This window comes from Kitasatospora sp. NPDC056181 (genome assembly GCF_042266225.1).
In the GTDB taxonomy this organism is placed as follows: Bacteria; Actinomycetota; Actinomycetes; order Streptomycetales; family Streptomycetaceae; genus Kitasatospora.
In genome coordinates, this window is the sequence record NZ_JBHJUK010000052.1 from 1 (window position 1) to 18,203 (window position 18,203).

The following is an 18,203-nucleotide window of genomic DNA, read 5'->3' on the forward strand; positions in this document are numbered from 1 at the left end:
CGGTCCGTTCCCGGACCACGGTACGGGCGCCCGCCGCCCGTCCGGGCTCAGGCCACGCGGCCCGGCCCGAAGGTCACACGCACACCATTGTCACCCGAAAGTGGATCAGCCCTGACCGGCGTCCAGAATGTCCACGACGAAGACCAGGGTGGCGTTGGCCGGGATGTCGCCCTGGCCCTTGTCCCCGTAGCCGAGCGAGGCGGGGATGACCAGCTCGACGCGGCTGCCGACGGTCTGGCCCTCCAGGCCCTGGTCCCAGCCGGCGATGACCTGGCCGCCGCCCACCGGGAAGGAGAACGCCTGGCCCTTGCTGAGCGAGGAGTCGAAGACCTTGCCGTCCTTGAACAGCGCGCCGGTGTACTGGACGACGACCTTCTCGCCCTTCTCCACCTTGGGGCCGGTGCCCTTGATCAGGACGTGCGTCTTGAGCTCGGTCGGGTCGGCGGCGCCGGCGACCGGGGTGATGTCGGCCGGCTTCTTGCCGTTGTCCTTCACCTGCGGGAAGTCCGCGGGCGGCGGGGTCACGGTGCCGCTGACCACGGCGTCGGGCGCGTTGCTGTTGCGGATGTCGATGACGAACACCAGGTTGTCCTTGGCGCCGATCGACATGCTCGGGTTGCCCTGGGCGCCGAACGCGGCGGCCGGCGGGGCCACCACCAGGACGCGGCTGCCGGCCTTCTTGCCGACGACGGCCTGGTCGAGGGCCGGGATCAGGGCGTCGGTGCCGGCCTGGAAGATCTGCGGCTTGCCCTTCTCGTCGTACGAGCTGGGGATGTCCTTGCCGGTGGTCCAGTCCTTGGCCGTGTAGTCGACCGAGGTCCAGGAGTTCTTCTCGACCTTGGCGCCGGTGCCCTCGGAGAGGACCTTGACGACGAAGGAGCCGTCGGACTGCTCGCCGGGCACCTCGATGCCGGCCTTCTTGCCGAACTCGCCGGTGATCGTCGGCAGCACCTTGGCGCTGTCCTTGATCGGCGGCACCGGCTCGGCGCTCGGCGTGGCCGGCGCGCTCTTGCCGGCGTCCGGCTTGGCGGCGGTGTCGCTCTTGGACCCGCCGTCCCTGTTCACGACGTACAACGTGATGCCGCTGCCGACCAGCAGCACCGCGAGCACGGTGCCGAGGATCACACCGAGCTTGCCGACGCCGGGCGGGTTCTCGGCGTACCCGGCCTCCGAGGTGTCCTGGCGGCGCACGTTGGACGCGAAGATCTGCGGGGCCTCGTCGGTCTTCGTCCCGCCCGTCCGCGGCGCGGCGGTGCCGGGCTGGGCCCAGCCCGCCTGCTGCTTCAGGATCGACGGCGGTACGACGATCGACTCGCCGTCGCCGGGCAGCGGGCCACCGGGCCGCGAGTCGGCCGGGTCACCGGTGGAGTTTCCGTTCGCGGTGCCGGCTCCGCCCGGGCTCGACGCTTTCTCAGACATGACTCCCCATCCATCTCGCCACGAGGTCTTCGAGGTCTACGGCCGGCGTGTTCGGCGCCGGGGTGCTGTCGCACTGCCGCCCGGAACCCGGACGCCGGAGGCGCCTACCACAGTGCGAGGGCAGTATGACAGGTCAGGATGAGGGCGGACGCTTCCTTGTGCGAGCGCCCGCCCAAGCGTACGGAATCCCACCGCACTCTTCCCAGCCCGCCTCGGGGATCTAGACCGCCTCGAGGATGTCGATCACGAAGACCAGGGTCGCGTTCGGCGGGACGGCGTCCTTCCCCTGCTCCTTGTAACCGAGGGCGGGCGGGACCACCAGTTCCACCCGGCTGCCGACGGTCTGGCCGACCAGGCCCTTGTCCCAGCCCTCGATCACGCTTCCGGTGCCGATCTGGAGCGCCTGCGCGCCGCCGTGGCTCCAGGACGAGTCGAACTGCTGGCCGTTGCTCCAGAGCACCCCGGTGTACTGCACGACGAGGGTCTGCCCGGCCTTGACCTGCTTGCCCTCGCCCTTGATCAGCACGGCCTGCTGGAGGTCGGCGGGCGGGGCCTGCCCGGGCGGGATCGTGATCGTCGGAGCGGCCTTGCCGTTGTCCTTGACCTGCGGCAGCGTCGCCGGCGGCTGCGTCATGGCACCGGAGAGGGTGGAGTCGGGCGGCAGGCTCTCCATGATGTCCAGCACGAACACGACGGTGTCCCCGGGGCCCACGCCGAGCTCGGTGTTGCCCTGGCTGCCGAACGCGGCGGCCGGCGGGGCCACCACCAGCAGCCGGCTGCCGACCTTCTTGCCGATCACGCTCTGGTCGAAGGCGGGCACCAGCTGCCCGCTGCCCGCCTGGTAGAGCTGCGGCTTGCCGCCCGCGTCGTAGGAGCTGGGCAGGTCCTTGCCGGTGGTCCAGTCCTTGGCGGTGTAGTTCACCGTCACCCAGTCGCCCTTGTTCACCGTGGAGCGGTCCCCCTCGCTCACGGTGTTGACCACGAACTGGCCGCTGGGCGCACCATCGGGGATGGTGATGGTGGCCTTGCTCCCGAACCCGCCGCCCGACAGGGTCGGCATCGGCGCGGCCTCGCTCACCGGTGCCGGCACGGTGGGCGCCGCACTGGGCGTCGTGGGCGTCGCCGGGCTGGTCGCCTTGGTGGAGCTGCTGCAGGCGACCGCCAGCAGCAGGGGCAGGGTGAGAAGCAAACCGGCGGTGCGGCGCACGGCGTTCCTAACTGTCGGTCAAAGTCGGCTCTCCGGACTCGACGGACAGCGTATGCCCCGACGGTGTCCGGCCCCGGTAGACACCACCGGGGCCGGACACCGCGAAGATCACACCGGGACCGCTCCGCTCACATCCCCGCGATCAGCTTCTCCACCCTCTCGTCGACGGAGCGGAACGGGTCCTTGCACAGGACCGTCCGCTGCGCCTGGTCGTTCAGCTTCAGGTGCACCCAGTCCACCGTGAAGTCCCGGCGCTGCTCCTGCGCCCGGCGGATGAAGTCCCCGCGCAGCCGGGCCCGGGTGGTCTGCGGCGGGATCGACTTGGCCTCGAAGGTCTTGAGGTCGGTGGTCACCCGCTGGGCCTGGTTCTTGGCCTGGAGCAGGTAGAACAGGCCGCGCCGGCGGTGGATGTCGTGGTACGCGAGGTCGATCTGGGCGACCCGCGGGTTGGACATGCTCATCTGGTGCTTCTCGCGGTAGCGCTCGATGAGCTTGTACTTCATGATCCAGTCGATCTCGGTGGCCACCCCGTCGAGCCGCTCGGTGCGGACCGCCTCCAGGGTGCGGCCCCAGAGGTCGAGGACCCGGGCGATGGTGCCGGTGTTGATGCCCTTGCGGTCGGCGAACTCCAGCGCCTTGGTGTAGTACTCCTCCTGGATGTCCAGCGCGCTGGCCTCCCGGCCGTTGGCGAGCCGGACCTGGTGGGTGCCGGTGAGGTCGTGGCTGACCTCGCGGATCGCCCGGATCGGGTTCTCCAGGGTGAGGTCGCGCATCACCACGCCGGCCTCGATGAGCCGGAGCACCAGGTCGGTCGCGCCGACCTTGAGCAGGGTGGTGGTCTCCGACATGTTGGAGTCGCCGACGATGACGTGCAGCCTGCGGTAGCGCTCGGCGTCGGCGTGCGGCTCGTCGCGGGTGTTGATGATCGGGCGGGAGCGGGTGGTCGCCGAGCTGACGCCCTCCCAGATGTGCTCGGCCCGCTGGCTGACGCAGTACACCGCGCCGCGCGGGGTCTGCAGCACCTTGCCGGCGCCGCAGATCAGCTGGCGGGTGACCAGGAAGGGGATCAGGACGTCCGCCAGCCGGGAGAACTCGCCGTGCCGGGCCACCAGGTAGTTCTCGTGGCAGCCGTAGGAGTTGCCGGCCGAGTCGGTGTTGTTCTTGAAGAGGTAGACGTCCCCCGCGATGCCCTCCTCGTGCAGCCGGCGCTCGGCGTCCACCAGGAGCCCTTCGAGGATGCGCTCGCCCGCCTTGTCGTGGGTCACCAGCTCGGTGACCTCGTCGCACTCGGGGGTGGCGTACTCGGGGTGGGAGCCGACGTCGAGGTAGAGGCGGGCACCGTTGCGCAGGAACACGTTGCTGCTGCGCCCCCAGGAGACAACGCGGCGGAAGAGGTAGCGGGCCACCTCGTCCGGCGACAGCCGTCGCTGTCCCCGGAACGTGCAGGTGACGCCGTACTCGTTCTCCAGCCCGAAGATTCGGCGGTCCATGCGGCATCCATTCTCTGATGGGAGCTGTCCGAAACCGCCTCCGCGGCGCCGTACGGGCCGCCGCAGGGGCACGGAGTCCCGCACGACGACGGCGGACGGCCGCCGTACGGGACTCCTTGGCACTGCTAGTCGGACTGCTCCGACTGCTCCGGCGGCGCGGTGGCCGCCGGCTTCTCCTCGTCGTCCGACTCCGCGGACACGTCGCCGTCGAGCAGCCGGGCGAGCTGGCCGCCCAGGATCCGCTTGAACTTGCGCTGCTGGAAGCGCTGGCGGTCGAGGACCGCCACCTCCAGCTGTTCGGGGGTGAGGGCGCGCGGGCTGCCGCCGTTCGGGTCCCGGGCGAGGGAGTCCACGGCGACCTTGACCGCCTCGGTGAGCGAGAGCCCGCTGCGGTGGCGCTGGCCCAGGTAGTTGCCGATCGAGTCGGCGTTGCCGCCGACCACCACGTAGTTCTTCTCGTCGACGACCGAGCCGTCCGGGGTGAGGCGGTAGATCTGGTCCTCGTCCGTGGTGCGGCCGACCTCGGCCACGATCAGCTCCACCTCGTACGGCTTGTCGCCGACCGAGGAGAAGATCGTGCCGAGCGTCTGGGCGTAGACGTTGGCGAGGCCGCGGGCGGTGACGTCGGCCCGGTCGTAGGAGTAGCCGCGCAGGTCGGCGTAGCGGACGCCGCCGATGCGCAGGTTCTCGAACTCGTTGTAGCGGCCGACCGCCGCGAAGGCGATCTTGTCGTAGATCTCGGAGACCTTGTGGAGCGCCCGGGAGGTGTTCTCGGCGACGAAGACGATGCCGTCGGCGTAGGTGAGCACGACCACGCTGCGACCGCGCGCGATGCCCTTGCGGGCGTACTCCGCGCGGTCCGCCATGGCCTGCTGGGGCGAGACGTAGAACGGTGTCGACACCGGCGGCCGTCCCTTCCTTGGTAGGTGTTGGCTAGAGCAGCGGGGCCTGCGGGCCGTTGGGGTGGATGAGGCGCTCGTCGGTGATCGAGACGGCGATCTCGGACACCTCGGCCTCGGTGAGCCGGCGGAAGCCGTCCTCCGTGATCAGCGAGACGATCGGGAAGATCTTGCGGGCGAGGTCCGGACCGCCGGTGGCGGAGTCGTCGTCGGCCGCGTCGTAGAGGGCCTGGACGACCAGGGTGGACGCCTGCTGGGCCGTCAGGTCCGCGCGGTAGAGCTTCTTCATCGAGCCGCGGGCGAAGACCGAGCCCGAGCCGGTGGCGGCGAACCCGCGCTCCTCGGAGCGGCCGCCGGTGACGTCGTAGGTGAAGATCCGGCCGCGGCCGAGGTCGAGGTCGTAGCCGGCGAAGAGCGGGACGACGGCGAGGCCCTGCATCGCCATGCCGAGGTTGCCCCGGATCATGGTGGTGAGGCGGTTGGCCTTGCCCTCCAGGGAGAGCACGGTGCCCTCGATCTTCTCGTAGTGCTCCAGCTCCAGCTGGAACAGCCGGACCATCTCGACCGCGAGGCCGGCGGTGCCGGCGATGCCGACCGCGCTGTACTCGTCGGCCGGGAAGACCTTCTCGATGTCGCGCTGGGCGATCACGTTGCCCATGGTGGCGCGGCGGTCACCGGCGATGACCACGCCGCCGTCGAACACCGCGGAGACGATCGTCGTCCCGTGCGGGGCCTCGACCACCGCTCCCTCCGGGAGGCTGCGGCGGCCCGGGATCAGCTCCGGCTGGTGCTCCGCCAGGAAGTCGAGGAACGACGAGGATCCCGGGGTCAGGAAGGCAGCCGGTAGACGCCCGGTGCCACGAGTGTTGGCTTCCACACGATTCCTTCCAGGTAGCTTGAAGCGCGCTGCCCGGCACCCTACCCGCCGACGATCACCGTCCACGCGTGGAGGGCCGGACCGGAACGGACGGACGGCCGTTGCCGTCCGCCCGCCCTCGGCGGCCGAGACCGTGAATTCCCTGAATGCCCGGGCGGTGTTACTGGCCGCCCTTCTGCACGAATTGCCGCACGAAATCCTCGGCATTGGACTCGAGCACTTCGTCGATTTCGTCGAGAACCGCGTCGACGTCGTCGCTCAGCTTTTCCTGGCGCTCCTTGAGCTCCTCGGAATTCTGCGCTTCCGCGACCTGCTCCTCGACCTCCTCGGAGGAGCGGTTCGCCCGCTGCTGGCCGCCGCCGGTGTCCTTGCTCGCCATTTCCCTCACCCCGCTCGATTCGTCTGGCACGGTTTGGTCGTTGCTTGCTGCACCGACCCTATACACAAGGGGCGACTACCGCTCCCGGTTTGCCGGTGACGCTTCCCGTCCGACACCCGCTGTCACCCCGGATGATTCCCATTCGGCGGACGTTCACCCATGGTGATCAAAAAGTTACCCGCCGGACAGGACGCGGAGCAGGTCCTCGGCCGTCCGGCAGCGGTCCAGCAGCTCCTTGACGTGGTTGCGGGTGCCCCGCAGCGGCTCCAGCGTGGGGACCCGCTGCAGCGAGTCGCGGCCCGGCAGGTCGAAGATCACCGAGTCCCAGGAGGCCGCGGCGACGTGCTCCGCGTACTGCTCCAGGCAGCGCCCGCGGAAGTAGGCCCTGGTGTCCTCCGGGGGCTTGGAGACGGCCCGCTCGACCTCCTCCTCGGTGAGCAGCCGCTCGAACCGGCCGCGGGCCACCAGACGGTTGTAGAGGCCCTTCTCGGGCCGTACGTCGCTGTACTGGAGGTCGACCAGGTGCAGCCGGGAGTTGTCCCACTCCAGGGCGTCGCGACTGCGGTAGCCCTCCAGGATCTCCCGCTTGGCGACCCAGTCCAGCTGCTTGGAGAGCGACATCGGGTCGCGCTCCAGCCGGCCCAGCACGTCCTCCCAGCGGGCCAGCACGTCCACGGTCTGCTCGTCCGCGTCGTTGCCGAAGCGGTCCTCGACGTACTTGCGGGCCAGCTCGAAGTACTCCAGCTGGAGCTGGACCGCGGTCAGCTTGCGCCCGTTGCGCAGCGTGACGAGGTGCTTCAGCGTGGGGTCGTGGGAGACCCGGTGCAGGGTGCGCACCGGCTGGTCGACGGCGAGGTCGGAGGCGATGAAGGAGTCCTCGATCATCGCCAGGACCAGCGAGGTGGTGCCCAGCTTGAGGTAGGTGGAGATCTCGGAGAGGTTGGCGTCACCGATGATCACGTGGAGCCGGCGGTACTTCTCGGCGTCCGCGTGCGGTTCGTCCCGGGTGTTGATGATCGGCCGCTTGAGGGTGGTCTCCAGGCCGACCTCCACCTCGAAGTAGTCGGCCCGCTGGCTGATCTGGAAGCCGTTGGCGGAGCCGTCCTGGCCGATGCCGACCCGGCCGGCGCCGGTGACCACCTGGCGGGAGACGAAGAACGGGGTGAGGTGGCGGACGATGTCGGCGAACGGTGTCGCCCGTTTCATCAGGTAGTTCTCGTGGGTGCCGTAGGAGGCGCCCTTGTTGTCGGTGTTGTTCTTGTAGAGGTGGATGGTCTGCCCGTTGGGCAGTTCCAGGGCGCGCCTCGCGGCGGCCGCCATGATCCGCTCGCCGGCCTTGTCCCAGAGCACGGCGTCGCGCGGGTTGGTCACCTCGGGCGAGCTGTACTCGGGGTGCGCGTGGTCGACGTAGAACCGCGCGCCGTTGGTGAGGATGATGTTGGCGAGGCCGATGTCCTCGTCGGTGAGCTGGCTGGCGTCCGCGACGTCGCGCGCGAGGTCGAAGCCCCGGGCGTCGCGCAGCGGGTTCTCCTCCTCGAAGTCCCAGCGGGCCCGCCGTGCCCGGTGCATCGCCGCCGCGTACGCGTTGACGATCTGGGACGAGGTGAGCATGGCGTTGGCGTTGGGGTGCCCGGGCACGGAGATCCCGTACTCGGTCTCGATGCCCATCACGCGCCGTACGGTCATGCGGCCCTCCTTGCCCGGTGCGCCGCCCCCCACGGGCGGAACACGCTGACGTACCGCTGAACAACACCGGCGCCGGCGATGTGCCCGCGCACGGTGGGTCGAGCCTAGAACGCGGCACCGACGGGCGGGCCCCGAGACGCGCCGTCCGGCTGCGGGGCCGCGAGGCGCCACAGCCGGACGGGGTGCGTGCTGCTCCGGGGACCGCGGTTGCCGGCCCGGGGTCGAACGGTTACAGGTACTGCCCGGTGTTGGCGACAGTGTCGATCGAGCGGCCGGACTCGGCGCCCTGCTTTCCGGTGACCAGCGTGCGGATGAAGACGATCCGCTCGCCCTTCTTGCCGGAGATCCGGGCCCAGTCGTCCGGGTTGGTCGTGTTGGGCAGGTCCTCGTTCTCCTTGAACTCGTCCACGCAGGCGGCGAGCAGGTGGGAGACGCGCAGACCGCGCTGGCCGTGGTCGAGGAAGTCCTTGATGGCCATCTTCTTGGCACGGTCGACGATGTTCTGGATCATCGCGCCGGAGTTGAAGTCCTTGAAGTACAGGACCTCCTTGTCACCGTTGGCGTAGGTGACCTCCAGGAAGCGGTTCTCCTCGGTCTCGGAGTACATCCGCTCCACCACCGACTGGATCATCGCCTCCACGGTCGCCTCGACGGAGCTGTCGTGCTCCTTGAGGTCGTCCGGGTGGAAGGGCAGCGTGCCCTTGAGGTACTTGGAGAAGATGTCCTTCGCGGCCTCGGCGTCCGGGCGCTCGATCTTGATCTTGACGTCCAGGCGGCCGGGCCGCAGGATCGCCGGGTCGATCATGTCCTCGCGGTTCGAGGCGCCGATGACGATGACGTTCTCCAGGCCCTCCACGCCGTCGATCTCGGCGAGCAGCTGCGGGACGATGGTGTTCTCCACGTCCGAGCTGACACCGGACCCACGGGTGCGGAAGAGCGACTCCATCTCGTCGAAGAAGACGATGACGGGCGTGCCCTCGCTCGCCTTCTCCCGGGCCCGCTGGAAGACCAGGCGGATCTGCCGCTCGGTCTCGCCCACGTACTTGTTGAGCAGCTCGGGGCCCTTGATGTTGAGGAAGTAGCTCTTCCCCTGGGGCCGGCCGGTCACCTCGGCGACCTTCTTGGCCAGCGAGTTGGCCACCGCCTTGGCGATGAGCGTCTTGCCGCAGCCGGGCGGGCCGTAGAGCAGCACGCCCTTGGGCGGGCGCAGCTCGTACTCCTTGAAGAGGTCGGCGTGCAGGTAGGGCAGCTCGACCGCGTCGCGGATCAGCTCGATCTGGTTGCTGAGGCCGCCGATCTGGCGGTAGTCGATGTCCGGGACCTCTTCGAGGACCAGCTCCTCGACCTCGGACTTCGGCACGACCTCGTAGACGTAGCCGGAGCGGGGCTCCAGCAGGAGGGCGTCCCCCGCCCGGATGGTGATCTCGCGCAGCGGTTCGGCGAGGCGCACCACCCGCTCCTCGTCGGTGTGGCCGATGACCAGGGCCCGCTCGCCGTCCTCGAGGATCTCCTTGAGGGTGACGATGTCGCCGATGCGCTCGAAGGCCATCGCGTCCACGATGTTGAGGGCCTCGTTGAGCATCACCTCCTGGCCGCGCCGCAGTTCGTCGAGGTCGACGTTGGGGCTGACGTTCACGCGGAGCTTGCGCCCCCCGGTGAAGATGTCGGCGGTGCCGTCCTCGTTCTGGCTGAGGAAGGTGCCGAATCCGGCCGGGGGCTGTGCCAGCCGGTCCACTTCCTCCTTGAGGGCCACGATCTGGTCGCGGGCCTCGCGCAGGGTGGAGGCGAGCCGTTCGTTCTGGGCGGTCACGCCGGCCAGGTTGGTCTGGAGCTCGACGATCCGCTCTTCGAGGATTCTCGAATTGCGCGGCGAGTCGGCGAGCTTGCGGCGCAGCACGGCGATTTCCTGCTCAAGGTACGAGACCTGAGCGGCCTCGTCGGAACCACGAGCGGGCCTGCCGGTGCTGCGGTTGTAGTCGTCATCGTGGGCTGCCACGGTCCTCACCTCCTCCGGGGAGCTGGACGCTTCCAGACCCTACCTGGGACCAGGGGTCCGTAAACCCCTAGATCAAGAAAGATGGAACGGGCGTGTCCGATCTTCGCCCTCGCGTGCTTCCCCTCTGCTAAGGGGATACCCACCGCGCACCGCCCAAAGCGGACCAGATGTATCGTCGAGCGAGTCGATATCCGATCGCGACCGAGACTTCCGGTCCGATCGTTGTACGAATGGCGGGATTGCCTCAGATAAGGGGCAGCCCGGGACAGAAACGGCAGGGGACCATGTCGGTGACCGAAGACGCGAAGGCCGGCGGACCGCTGGAGGTGTGGATCGACCAGGATCTGTGCACCGGCGACGGCATCTGCGTGCAGTACGCGCCCGAGGTCTTCGAGCTCGACATCGACGGGCTGGCCTACGTGAAGGGCGAGGACGACGAGCTGCGCCAGCAGCCCGGCGAGACGGCCCCGGTGCCGCTGACGCTTCTTCAGGACGTGGTGGACTCCGCCAAGGAGTGCCCCGGCGACTGCATCCACGTGCGCCGAGTCTCCGACCTGGTCGAGGTGTACGGGCCCGACGCCGAGTAGGCGGCGGGCGAGCACCCGTCAGGTCCGGGTGAGCGGGGCGGTGGTCTGGGAACGGTCCCAGCCGCCGCCCTTGCGCGTCCAGGTGAGGTCCAGTGAGATGTCCGGGCTGAACCGCGGCACGTCGTCGCTGGAATACCCCTGCGCGTGGGCGGTGATGACGCCGTCGCTGCGCAGGCCGAGCCGGCCGACGGTGAGGTGCTCGCCCTCGGAGAGCAGGGTGGCCAGCACGACGGGCTTCCCGCCGGTGCCGGGGCCGAGCAGGTAGACGGCGTCCGGCGGGGTGCCGTTCTCGGCCGCGCAGTGGGCGGCGGCGACGGTGCCGGGCCGGCCGTCGCCGAGGTCGGCGGCGAAGCTGACGGATATCTTCACCGGGAACGGCCCGCAGTCCAGCGGGAGTTCGGCCCGGGCCGGGTCGGGGGCGGCGGCCGCCGGGAGGGCCTTGGCGGCGGCCCGGGCGGGCCTCGGGGTGCCGGTGGCCGGGGCGGCGGCGAGCGCGCTGGCGACCACGGCGGCGCAGCCGGCGGTCGCGAGGGCCCAGTGCCAGGGGGCCGGGCGGGCGTGTGCCGGCCCGCTGCCGGGCTGCGGTGTCTGCTGCTCTGCCGTCGCCTTGACCGCGGTCTCCACCAGGCGTCCCCTCCAGCGGGAATGTGTGCGCGTGGGTCGGTGTGAGCGTGCATCGTCCCACACGGGGGCGGGCGCGGGGTGGCCCGGGTGCGGGGGTAGCACGAAGGGGTGGTGCGCGGGCGGGGAGCCCGGCGCACCACCCCTGTCGGGCGTACGGGTCAGCCGAGGTCGGCCGGCTCCGGATCGGCGGCGCGGGCGGCGGCCCGGGCGGCGGCGCGCTCCTGCAGGCTCGGCTCGGGCGAGCCGTTGTCGTAGTCCTCGCCGTACGCGCCCTTGGCCGGGCGGCGGCGGCGCAGCGGCGGCTCGACGCCGTCGGCGAGGCGGCGGGAGGTGAGCAGGAAGCCGGTGTGGCCGATCATCCGGTGGTCCGGGCGGACGGCCAGGCCCTCCAGGTGCCAGGTGCGGACCATGGTCTCCCAGGCCTGCGGCTCGGTGAAGGTGCCGTGCTCGCGCAGCGCCTCGACGGTCTTGGACATCTGCGTGGTGGTGGCCACGTAGCAGCAGATGAGGCCGCCGGGGACGAGCGCCTTGGAGGCGACGTCCAGGCACTCCCAGGGGGCGAGCATGTCGAGGATGACGCGGTCGACGTCGGTCTCGACCAGGTTGTCCTGGAGGTCGCCGACGGTGAGCTTCCACGCGGGGTGCGGCCCGCCGAAGTAGCGCTCGACGTTGCCCTGGGCGATGTCGGCGAAGTCCTGCCGGCGCTCGTAGGAGGCCAGCATGCCGGTGTCGCCGACGGCGCGCAGCAGGTAGGTGGAGAGCGCGCCGGAGCCGACGCCGGCCTCGACCACGCGGGCGCCGGCGAAGATGTCGGCCATGGCCAGGATCTGCCCCGCGTCCTTGGGGTAGATCACGGCCGCGCCACGCGGCATGGACAGGACGTAGTCGGGGAGCAGGGGGCGCAGCGCGAGGTACGGGACGTTCCCCGTGGTGCGCACGACCGTGCCCTCGGGGGCGCCGATCAGCTCGTCGTGGGGGAACGCACCCTTGTGGGTGTGGAACTGGTTCCCGGCCTGGAGCGTGAACGTGTAGTGGCGGCCCTTCGGGTCGGTCAGCTGGACCTGGTCCCCGACCTGGAAGGGCCCGCGTCGGCGGGTGGCACCGGTCGGTTCGGACATGCGGACAATCCTAAGGGAAGCGCGCCGTCCGGCTTACCAGGTGATCGTTGCGGTGGTGGCGGCGCCCGCGGGGCGGGCCCCCTCAGCGGCCGGCGACGGCGGCGGTGAGGCGCTGTTCGATGTCGGTGAGCGCGGCGACGCCGTACACCCGGCCGTCGGCCTCGACGACGAGGTACTCGCCGGCCGGGGTGGAGCGGACGGCGCGCAGCAGGTCCTCGCCGGTGAGGTCGGCGCTCAGGCGCAGGCCCGGTTCGAGGTCGCGGGCCAGCGCGCCGACGGCGATCCAGGGGCGGCGGTGCTCGGGCACGGCCCGCACCTGGGACTCGCGGACGATGGCGATCGGTTCGCCGCGGCCGTCGACGACGACGACGGCGCCGGCCTCGGCCTCGCGGGCGCGGCGCATGGCCTCGCCGAGCGGGGTGTCGGCGGTGACCTCGACGGCGCGCCGGGCGAGGTCGCGCAGGCGCAGGCCGGGCAGGGCCTCCTTGAGCCGGGCGTTCTGCAGGCTGCCGCCGGCGCCGGTCCAGATGATCGCGGCGAGGACGGCGGCCAGCACGGCGTCGATCATGGTGTCGGTGGTGGTGCGTTCGACGCCGCGGGCGGAGCTGACCAGGGGCAGGCCGATCAGGACGGCCACGGCCAGGCCGCGGCCCACCCAGGCGGCGGCAACGGTGCCGGTCATCGGCCGGCCGGTGACCGCCCAGACGACGGCGCGCAGCATCCGGCCGCCGTCCAGCGGCAGGCCGGGCAGCAGGTTGAACGCGGCGACCACGAGGTTGGAGACCATCAGGCCGGTGAGCAGCACCCCGGGCACGCTGGAGAGTTCGACGGCCTGCATGGCGAGGTAGAAGGCGCCGCCGAGCACCAGTGAGAGCAGCGGCCCGACGAAGGCGAGCCAGAACTCGCGCCAGGGGCTCTCGGCCTCGTTCTCGATCTCGGAGACGCCGCCGAAGAACTGGAGCTGGATCCGGCGCACGCCGAGACGGTAACGGAGCGCGACGACGGTGTGGGCGAGTTCGTGGACGAGGACGGAGCCGTAGAAGGCGACGGCGAAGGAGAACGCGACCAGGTAGCGGGTGGCGCCGAGTCCGGGCAGGACGCGGTCGAGCTGGCCGCCGAAGACCCAGGTGATCAGGGCGGCGATGGCGAACCAGGAGGGCGTGACGTAGACCGGCACGCCGAAGGGGCGGCCCATCAGGATCCCGCTGCGGCGCTCCGGCTCCTCGGGCGGTCCGGGCCGGGTCCTGCCGTCGTGCGGTGGCTGGTCGGAGGTCTGCGGACCCCTGCTGTCGCTCACCGTGATCCCTTCGGTCGGTTCCCCGTCGTGCGCGCGCGCCGGTGCGCCCACGCTACGTGATCGGGGCCGTGGGGCGCCGTGCGCCCCTCTCCCAGACTTCATACCCACTGGAAAGGGCCCTTGGCAGCACGGTGGCAGCGGGATGACAGCACAGGGCAATAGGGTCGGGGTATGCAGCAGACCGACACCAGCAGTGCCCCCGCGGCCCCGGCCCGGCCGGCGGCGCCCCCGACCGGCCTGTCCCCGTCCCGCGCGGGGGACTTCCTGACCTGCCCGCTGCTGTACCGGCTGCGGGTGATCGACCGGCTGCCGGAGCCGCCGAGCGCGGCGGCGACCCGCGGCACCCTGGTGCACGCCGTGCTGGAGCGGCTGTTCGACAGCCCGGCGGCGGAGCGGACGCCGGAGCGGGCGCTGGGCCTGCTGCGCCCGCAGTGGGAGCGGCTGCTGGGCGAGCGTCCGGAGCTGGTCTCGCTGTTCCCGGGGGATCCGGACGGCGCGGCGCTGACCCGCTGGCTGGCGGACGCCGAGAAGCTGGTCGAGCGGTGGTTCCGGCTGGAGGACCCGACCCGGCTGCACCCGGTGGAGCGGGAGCTGTACGTGGAGACGGCCCTGGAGTCGGGGCTGCTGCTGCGCGGCTACATCGACCGGGTGGACGTCGCGCCGACCGGTGAGGTCCGGCTGGTGGACTACAAGACCGGCCGGGCGCCCTCGCGGGACTTCGAGGGCAAGGCGATGTTCCAGATGAAGTTCTACGCCCTGGTGGTCTGGCGGTGGAAGGGCGTGATCCCCAAGCGGCTCCAGCTGGTCTACCTCGGCGGGGGCGGGGACGTGGTCAGCTACGACCCGGACGAGACGGATCTCCTGGCGGTGGAGCGCAAGCTGCAGGCGCTCTGGGAGCGGATCACCGAGGCGGTGGCGACCGGGGAGTTCCCCGCCACCCGCAACCGGCTCTGCGACTGGTGCGACCACCAGGCCAGCTGCCCGGAGTTCGGCGGCACTCCCCCGCCGTACCCGCTGCCGCTGGCCCGCACGTCCGTCGAAGACGGCGTCTGACGAAGGCGATCCCACGGGGGATCCGATGAACGAGGAGTCCTAGGTGACGATCCGAGTGCTGCTGGTCGACGACCAGCCGCTGCTGCGCACCGGTTTCCGGATGATCCTGGAGGCGGAGTCCGACCTGGTGGTGGTCGGCGAGGCCGGCGACGGCCAGCAGGCGCTGGACCAGGTGCGGGCGCTCCAGCCCGACGTGGTGCTGATGGACATCCGGATGCCCAGGATGGACGGTGTGGAGGCGACCCGCCGGATCGCCGGCCCGGGGCGCGACGGTCCGGCCAAGGTGCTGGTGCTGACCACCTTCGACCTGGACGAGTACGTGGTGGAGGCGCTGCGCGCGGGTGCCAGCGGCTTCCTGCTGAAGGACGTCCCGGCCGAGGAGCTGGTGCAGGCGATCCGGGTGGTCGCGGACGGCGCGGCCATGCTGGCGCCGAGCATCACCCGCCGGCTGCTGGACATGTACGCCACCAAGCTGCCCTCGGGCGAGGAGGCGCCGCCGCAGGCGCTGAACGCGCTGACCGAGCGCGAGCTCGAGGTGCTGAAGCTGGTGGCGCGCGGCCTGTCGAACGCGGAGATCGCGGCGGAGCTGTTCGTCAGCGAGACCACGGTGAAGACGCACGTGGGCCACGTGCTGACCAAGCTCCAGCTGCGTGACCGGGTGCAGGCGGCGGTGTACGCGTACGAGAGCGGGCTGGTGCGCCCCGGCACGCTGTGACCGCGGCGGGCGCCGCGGGCGCCGTGCGCCGGACATGACGGTGGCCCGTCCGCTCCCCCTGCACCCTGGGGGGAGCGGACGGGCCACCGTGCTGAGGGTCGCCCGGTCGCCCGGGCCCGTGCACGCCGTCCGCCGGCTACTTGCCGATCCGGCCGATCTCCCAGAACCGGAAGACACCGGTGGTGTCGACGGTCGCCTCGACGCCGGCGATGTACGGCTTCGAGGCGTAGAAGGACTTGTTCTGGTACAGCGGGATGAGCGGCACGTTCTCGGCCACGATGTTCTGGATCTGGTTGTAGGTGGCGGAGGCGGCGCCGCGGTCGGCCTGCTTGAGGCCCTCGGGCACCAGCTTCTGGCTGATCCGGGCGTCGTCCCAGCCGTGGTGGTACGCGCCGCCGCCGACGATCAGCGGGGCGATGTAGTTGTCGGCGTCCGGGTAGTCGGCGAACCAGCCGACGGTGTACGCCTGGTACCTGCCCTCGGTCCAGCCCTTCTTGAAGGCCTCCCAGTCCGCCTCGTGCTGGACGGTCACCTGGAAGATCCCGCCGGCCTCCAGCTGCTTCTTCAGCATGTCGGCCTCGGCGCTCTCGGTCCGCGAGCGGGACCAGGTGAGGGTCAGCTTGACCGGCATGGGGACCTTGGCCGCGGTCAGGATGGACTTGGCCTTGGCCGCGTCCTGGTCGCCGTACTTGTCGAAGAAGGACGTGCCGTGGCCGGTCACGCCGGCCGGGACCATCGAGTACAGCGGCTGGACGGTGCGCGCGAAGACGTCGCGGGCGAGCGACTTGCGGTCGACCAGCTGGGCCGCGGCCTGGCGGACGGCGACGTTGCCGGCGGTGGCGTCCTTGGTGTTGAAGACCAGGCTGCGGGTGTCGTTGCTGTCGCCCTCGACGACCTGGAGGTCGGTCTTGCCGCCCTGCTGCTCGGACCGGACCTGGGCCGCGGTGTTGGGCTCCAGGCTGTTGTCGGTCAGGTCGATGTCGCCCTTGTCGAGCGAGGCCTTCAGGTCGGAGGCCTTGTCGAAGTACCGCACGGTGAACTTCTTGTTCCGCAGCTTGGCGTCGCCGGTGTAGGCGGCGTTGGCCGAGAGCACGATCTTGCCGGGGGCCTTGGCGCCGCCCTCGGCGTCCATGGTCGCGATCGAGTCGATCTTGTACGGGCCGGAACCGACCAGCTTGTCGTTCTCGAGCAGCTTGTCGGCCGGGAACACCTGGTGGTCGACGATCGCGCCGGCCGGCGTCGCCAGCTTGGCCGGGAGGGTGGCGTCGGGCTGGGAGAGGTGGAAGACCACCTCGGTGTCGCCCTTGGCCTCGACCGACTTGATCGTTTCCAGCAGGCCGGCCGGGCCGTTCTGGTCGTTGATCTTCTTGGTCCGCTCGATGGAGTGGACCACGTCGGCGGCGGTGAGCGGGTGGCCGTTGGAGAACTTCAGGCCGGACTTCAGCGTGCAGTGGTAGAGCATGGCGTCGCTGCCGGAGAACTCGCAGGACTGCGCGGCGTCCGGGCCGGGCGCGCTGGAGGCGGCCGGGTAGCTCAGCAGCGACTGGAAGGAGTTGCGCAGCACCAGCCAGGCGCCGGAGTCGTAGGCGCCGGCCGGGTCCAGCACGTTGGTGACCGAGGTGGTACCCATGGTGATCGACTTGTCGCCGTCGCCCTTGACGGCGTCGGTGACCGACCCGCAGCCGGCCACCGAGACGGTCACGAGGCCGGCACAGCCGAGCACTGCCAGTCTTCCAGCTGAAGTCTTCACGGGTCGCGTCCTTCTGTGCGGTCCGGCGGGGGCCGGCCGGTCCGCGGAGGAGTGCGCCTACCGGGTGTGTGGCGCGCGCGGGCCGGTTGCCGTGCGACCGCGGGCAGGACGGGGTTGCCCGTCAGCGGCGGTGCAGGGCTCGGGGGTGGGGAACGAACTGGAGTAGCGTGCCATATCGAACACGCACCACCGGTACCCGTACAGGTGACAGTTGGGACACGAGATCCGGGTGCGGAGGCGGCCATCCTACGAGTTGTCAGGCAATGCCCGTTTTCTCCCCGGACCGCCGACGGCAACGGATGACGGTGCCCGCTTACCGGTCAGTAGGGCCGGTCCGCAATGAGACGACAATCACACTCGCGAGGCGACGAGCGAGCGGAGCAGTTCAAGATCCACCTGCTCCAGCGAGGGCAGCACCAGTCGCCCGGGGGCCGGCTCGATCACCGCCACCGTCGGCACCGCGATCACCGGGCAGCCCGCCGCCTCGGCCGAGCGCACACCGGTCGGCGCGTCCTCGACCACCACGCAGCGCCCCGGCTCGGCACCCAGCCTGCGCGCCGCCTCCAGGTACGGGTCCGGGTGCGGCTTGGTGCGCGGCACCTCGTCGCCGGCGACGGAGAACGCGAAGTGGTGGGCGCCCAGCGACTGCAGCACGATGTCGATGATGTGCCGGTGCGAGGCGGACACCAGTGCGGCCGGAACGCCGTGCGCGGCAAGGGTGTTGAGGAGCCGCTCGGCGCCCGGCATGAGCGGGACGCCACCGGCCAGCAGGTCCACGAAGCGCTGGTTGATCAGGACGGTGAGGTCCGCCGGGGCGATGTCCACGCCGGTGCTGGCGAGCAGGTGGTCGATCACCCGGCTCATCGGGCCGCCGACGACCTGGGCGCGGTCGTTCTCGTCGAGCTCGTAGCCCAGCTCGGCGAAGAGCGAGGCCTCGGCCCGCCACCAGAAGTCCTCGGTGTCGACCAGCGTCCCGTCCATGTCCAGCAGCACCGCCTGCAGGCCCCGGCCGTCGCCGTGGTCGAGGACGCGGGTGGCGGTGGAGATGGTGGTCATGGCGGGATCCTTCCGTCGGTGCCCCGGGGGGGCGCGACCGGGTTACCCGG

The 18,203-nt window shown here is 70.9% G+C and carries 16 protein-coding genes; 3 read left to right on the forward strand and 13 right to left on the reverse strand.

Features of this window, described 5'->3' with window-relative positions:
• Positions 1-105: 105 nt before the first annotated feature.
• The 8 genes from ACFC1F_RS20590 to arc form a co-directional block, all read right to left on the reverse strand.
• The gene (locus ACFC1F_RS20590; protein WP_376160119.1) at positions 106-1,419 is read right to left on the reverse strand and encodes an FKBP-type peptidyl-prolyl cis-trans isomerase; all 1,314 of its coding nucleotides are present in this window, start codon (positions 1,417-1,419) and stop codon (positions 106-108) included.
• Between the two features lie 220 nt (positions 1,420-1,639).
• A complete protein-coding gene (locus ACFC1F_RS20595; protein ID WP_209415159.1) occupies positions 1,640-2,626 on the reverse strand; it encodes an FKBP-type peptidyl-prolyl cis-trans isomerase in 987 nt (328 codons plus the stop codon).
• A 128-nt stretch (positions 2,627-2,754) separates the two neighbouring features.
• Complete coding sequence (pafA, locus tag ACFC1F_RS20600) at positions 2,755-4,116, reverse strand: Pup--protein ligase (RefSeq protein WP_148647692.1); 1,362 nt, start codon at positions 4,114-4,116, stop codon at positions 2,755-2,757.
• Positions 4,117-4,241: 125 nt separating this feature from the next.
• Positions 4,242-5,018 (reverse strand): proteasome subunit alpha, encoded by a 777-nt coding sequence (prcA, locus tag ACFC1F_RS20605; RefSeq protein WP_376160121.1) that lies wholly within the window; start codon positions 5,016-5,018, stop codon positions 4,242-4,244.
• A 31-nt stretch (positions 5,019-5,049) separates the two neighbouring features.
• Positions 5,050-5,892, reverse strand: a complete 843-nt coding sequence (gene prcB, locus ACFC1F_RS20610) for a proteasome subunit beta (RefSeq protein ID WP_209415158.1) — start codon at positions 5,890-5,892, stop codon at positions 5,050-5,052.
• 160 nt (positions 5,893-6,052) lie between these two features.
• Entirely contained in the window at positions 6,053-6,271 is a 219-nt protein-coding gene (locus tag ACFC1F_RS20615) for a ubiquitin-like protein Pup (RefSeq protein ID WP_209415157.1), read from the reverse strand.
• Between the two features lie 174 nt (positions 6,272-6,445).
• The gene (gene dop, locus ACFC1F_RS20620; RefSeq protein WP_209415156.1) at positions 6,446-7,957 is read right to left on the reverse strand and encodes a depupylase/deamidase Dop; all 1,512 of its coding nucleotides are present in this window, start codon (positions 7,955-7,957) and stop codon (positions 6,446-6,448) included.
• Between the two features lie 229 nt (positions 7,958-8,186).
• Positions 8,187-9,953: a proteasome ATPase gene (gene arc / locus ACFC1F_RS20625; RefSeq protein ID WP_376160124.1), complete on the reverse strand. Its 1,767-nt coding sequence runs from the start codon at positions 9,951-9,953 to the stop codon at positions 8,187-8,189.
• A 284-nt stretch (positions 9,954-10,237) separates the two neighbouring features.
• Between arc and ACFC1F_RS20630 the strand changes: the two genes are divergently transcribed.
• Positions 10,238-10,540 carry a ferredoxin gene (locus tag ACFC1F_RS20630; RefSeq protein ID WP_148647697.1) on the forward strand — a complete coding sequence of 101 codons (303 nt, stop codon included), beginning with the start codon at positions 10,238-10,240 and terminating at the stop codon, positions 10,538-10,540.
• Between the two features lie 18 nt (positions 10,541-10,558).
• Here the strand turns inward: ACFC1F_RS20630 and ACFC1F_RS20635 are convergent, their stop codons facing one another.
• The 3 genes from ACFC1F_RS20635 to ACFC1F_RS20645 all read right to left on the reverse strand — a co-directional run bounded on the left by ACFC1F_RS20635 (position 10,559) and on the right by ACFC1F_RS20645 (position 13,579).
• Positions 10,559-11,164, reverse strand: a complete 606-nt coding sequence (locus ACFC1F_RS20635; RefSeq protein WP_376160126.1) for a hypothetical protein — start codon at positions 11,162-11,164, stop codon at positions 10,559-10,561.
• Between the two features lie 158 nt (positions 11,165-11,322).
• Positions 11,323-12,282: a tRNA (adenine-N1)-methyltransferase gene (locus ACFC1F_RS20640; RefSeq protein ID WP_209415153.1), complete on the reverse strand. Its 960-nt coding sequence runs from the start codon at positions 12,280-12,282 to the stop codon at positions 11,323-11,325.
• A gap of 82 nt (positions 12,283-12,364) precedes the next feature.
• Complete coding sequence (locus ACFC1F_RS20645) at positions 12,365-13,579, reverse strand: site-2 protease family protein (protein WP_376160128.1); 1,215 nt, start codon at positions 13,577-13,579, stop codon at positions 12,365-12,367.
• Between the two features lie 171 nt (positions 13,580-13,750).
• Here ACFC1F_RS20645 and ACFC1F_RS20650 point away from each other — a divergent pair, with 171 nt between their 5' ends.
• Both ACFC1F_RS20650 and ACFC1F_RS20655 read left to right on the forward strand, forming a co-directional pair.
• On the forward strand, positions 13,751-14,632 hold the full coding sequence (locus tag ACFC1F_RS20650) for a RecB family exonuclease (RefSeq protein WP_148647702.1): 882 nt from the start codon (positions 13,751-13,753) through the stop codon (positions 14,630-14,632).
• A 43-nt stretch (positions 14,633-14,675) separates the two neighbouring features.
• Positions 14,676-15,347 (forward strand): response regulator transcription factor, encoded by a 672-nt coding sequence (locus ACFC1F_RS20655; protein WP_148647703.1) that lies wholly within the window; start codon positions 14,676-14,678, stop codon positions 15,345-15,347.
• 136 nt (positions 15,348-15,483) lie between these two features.
• Here ACFC1F_RS20655 and ACFC1F_RS20660 read toward each other — a convergent pair whose 3' ends face one another.
• Entirely contained in the window at positions 15,484-17,097 is a 1,614-nt protein-coding gene (locus ACFC1F_RS20660) for an ABC transporter substrate-binding protein (protein ID WP_209415151.1), read from the reverse strand.
• 351 nt (positions 17,098-17,448) lie between these two features.
• Positions 17,449-18,153, reverse strand: coding sequence for an HAD family phosphatase (locus ACFC1F_RS20665; RefSeq protein WP_209415150.1), 705 nt, complete (start codon positions 18,151-18,153; stop codon positions 17,449-17,451).
• Between the last annotated feature and the right edge of the window lie 50 nt (positions 18,154-18,203).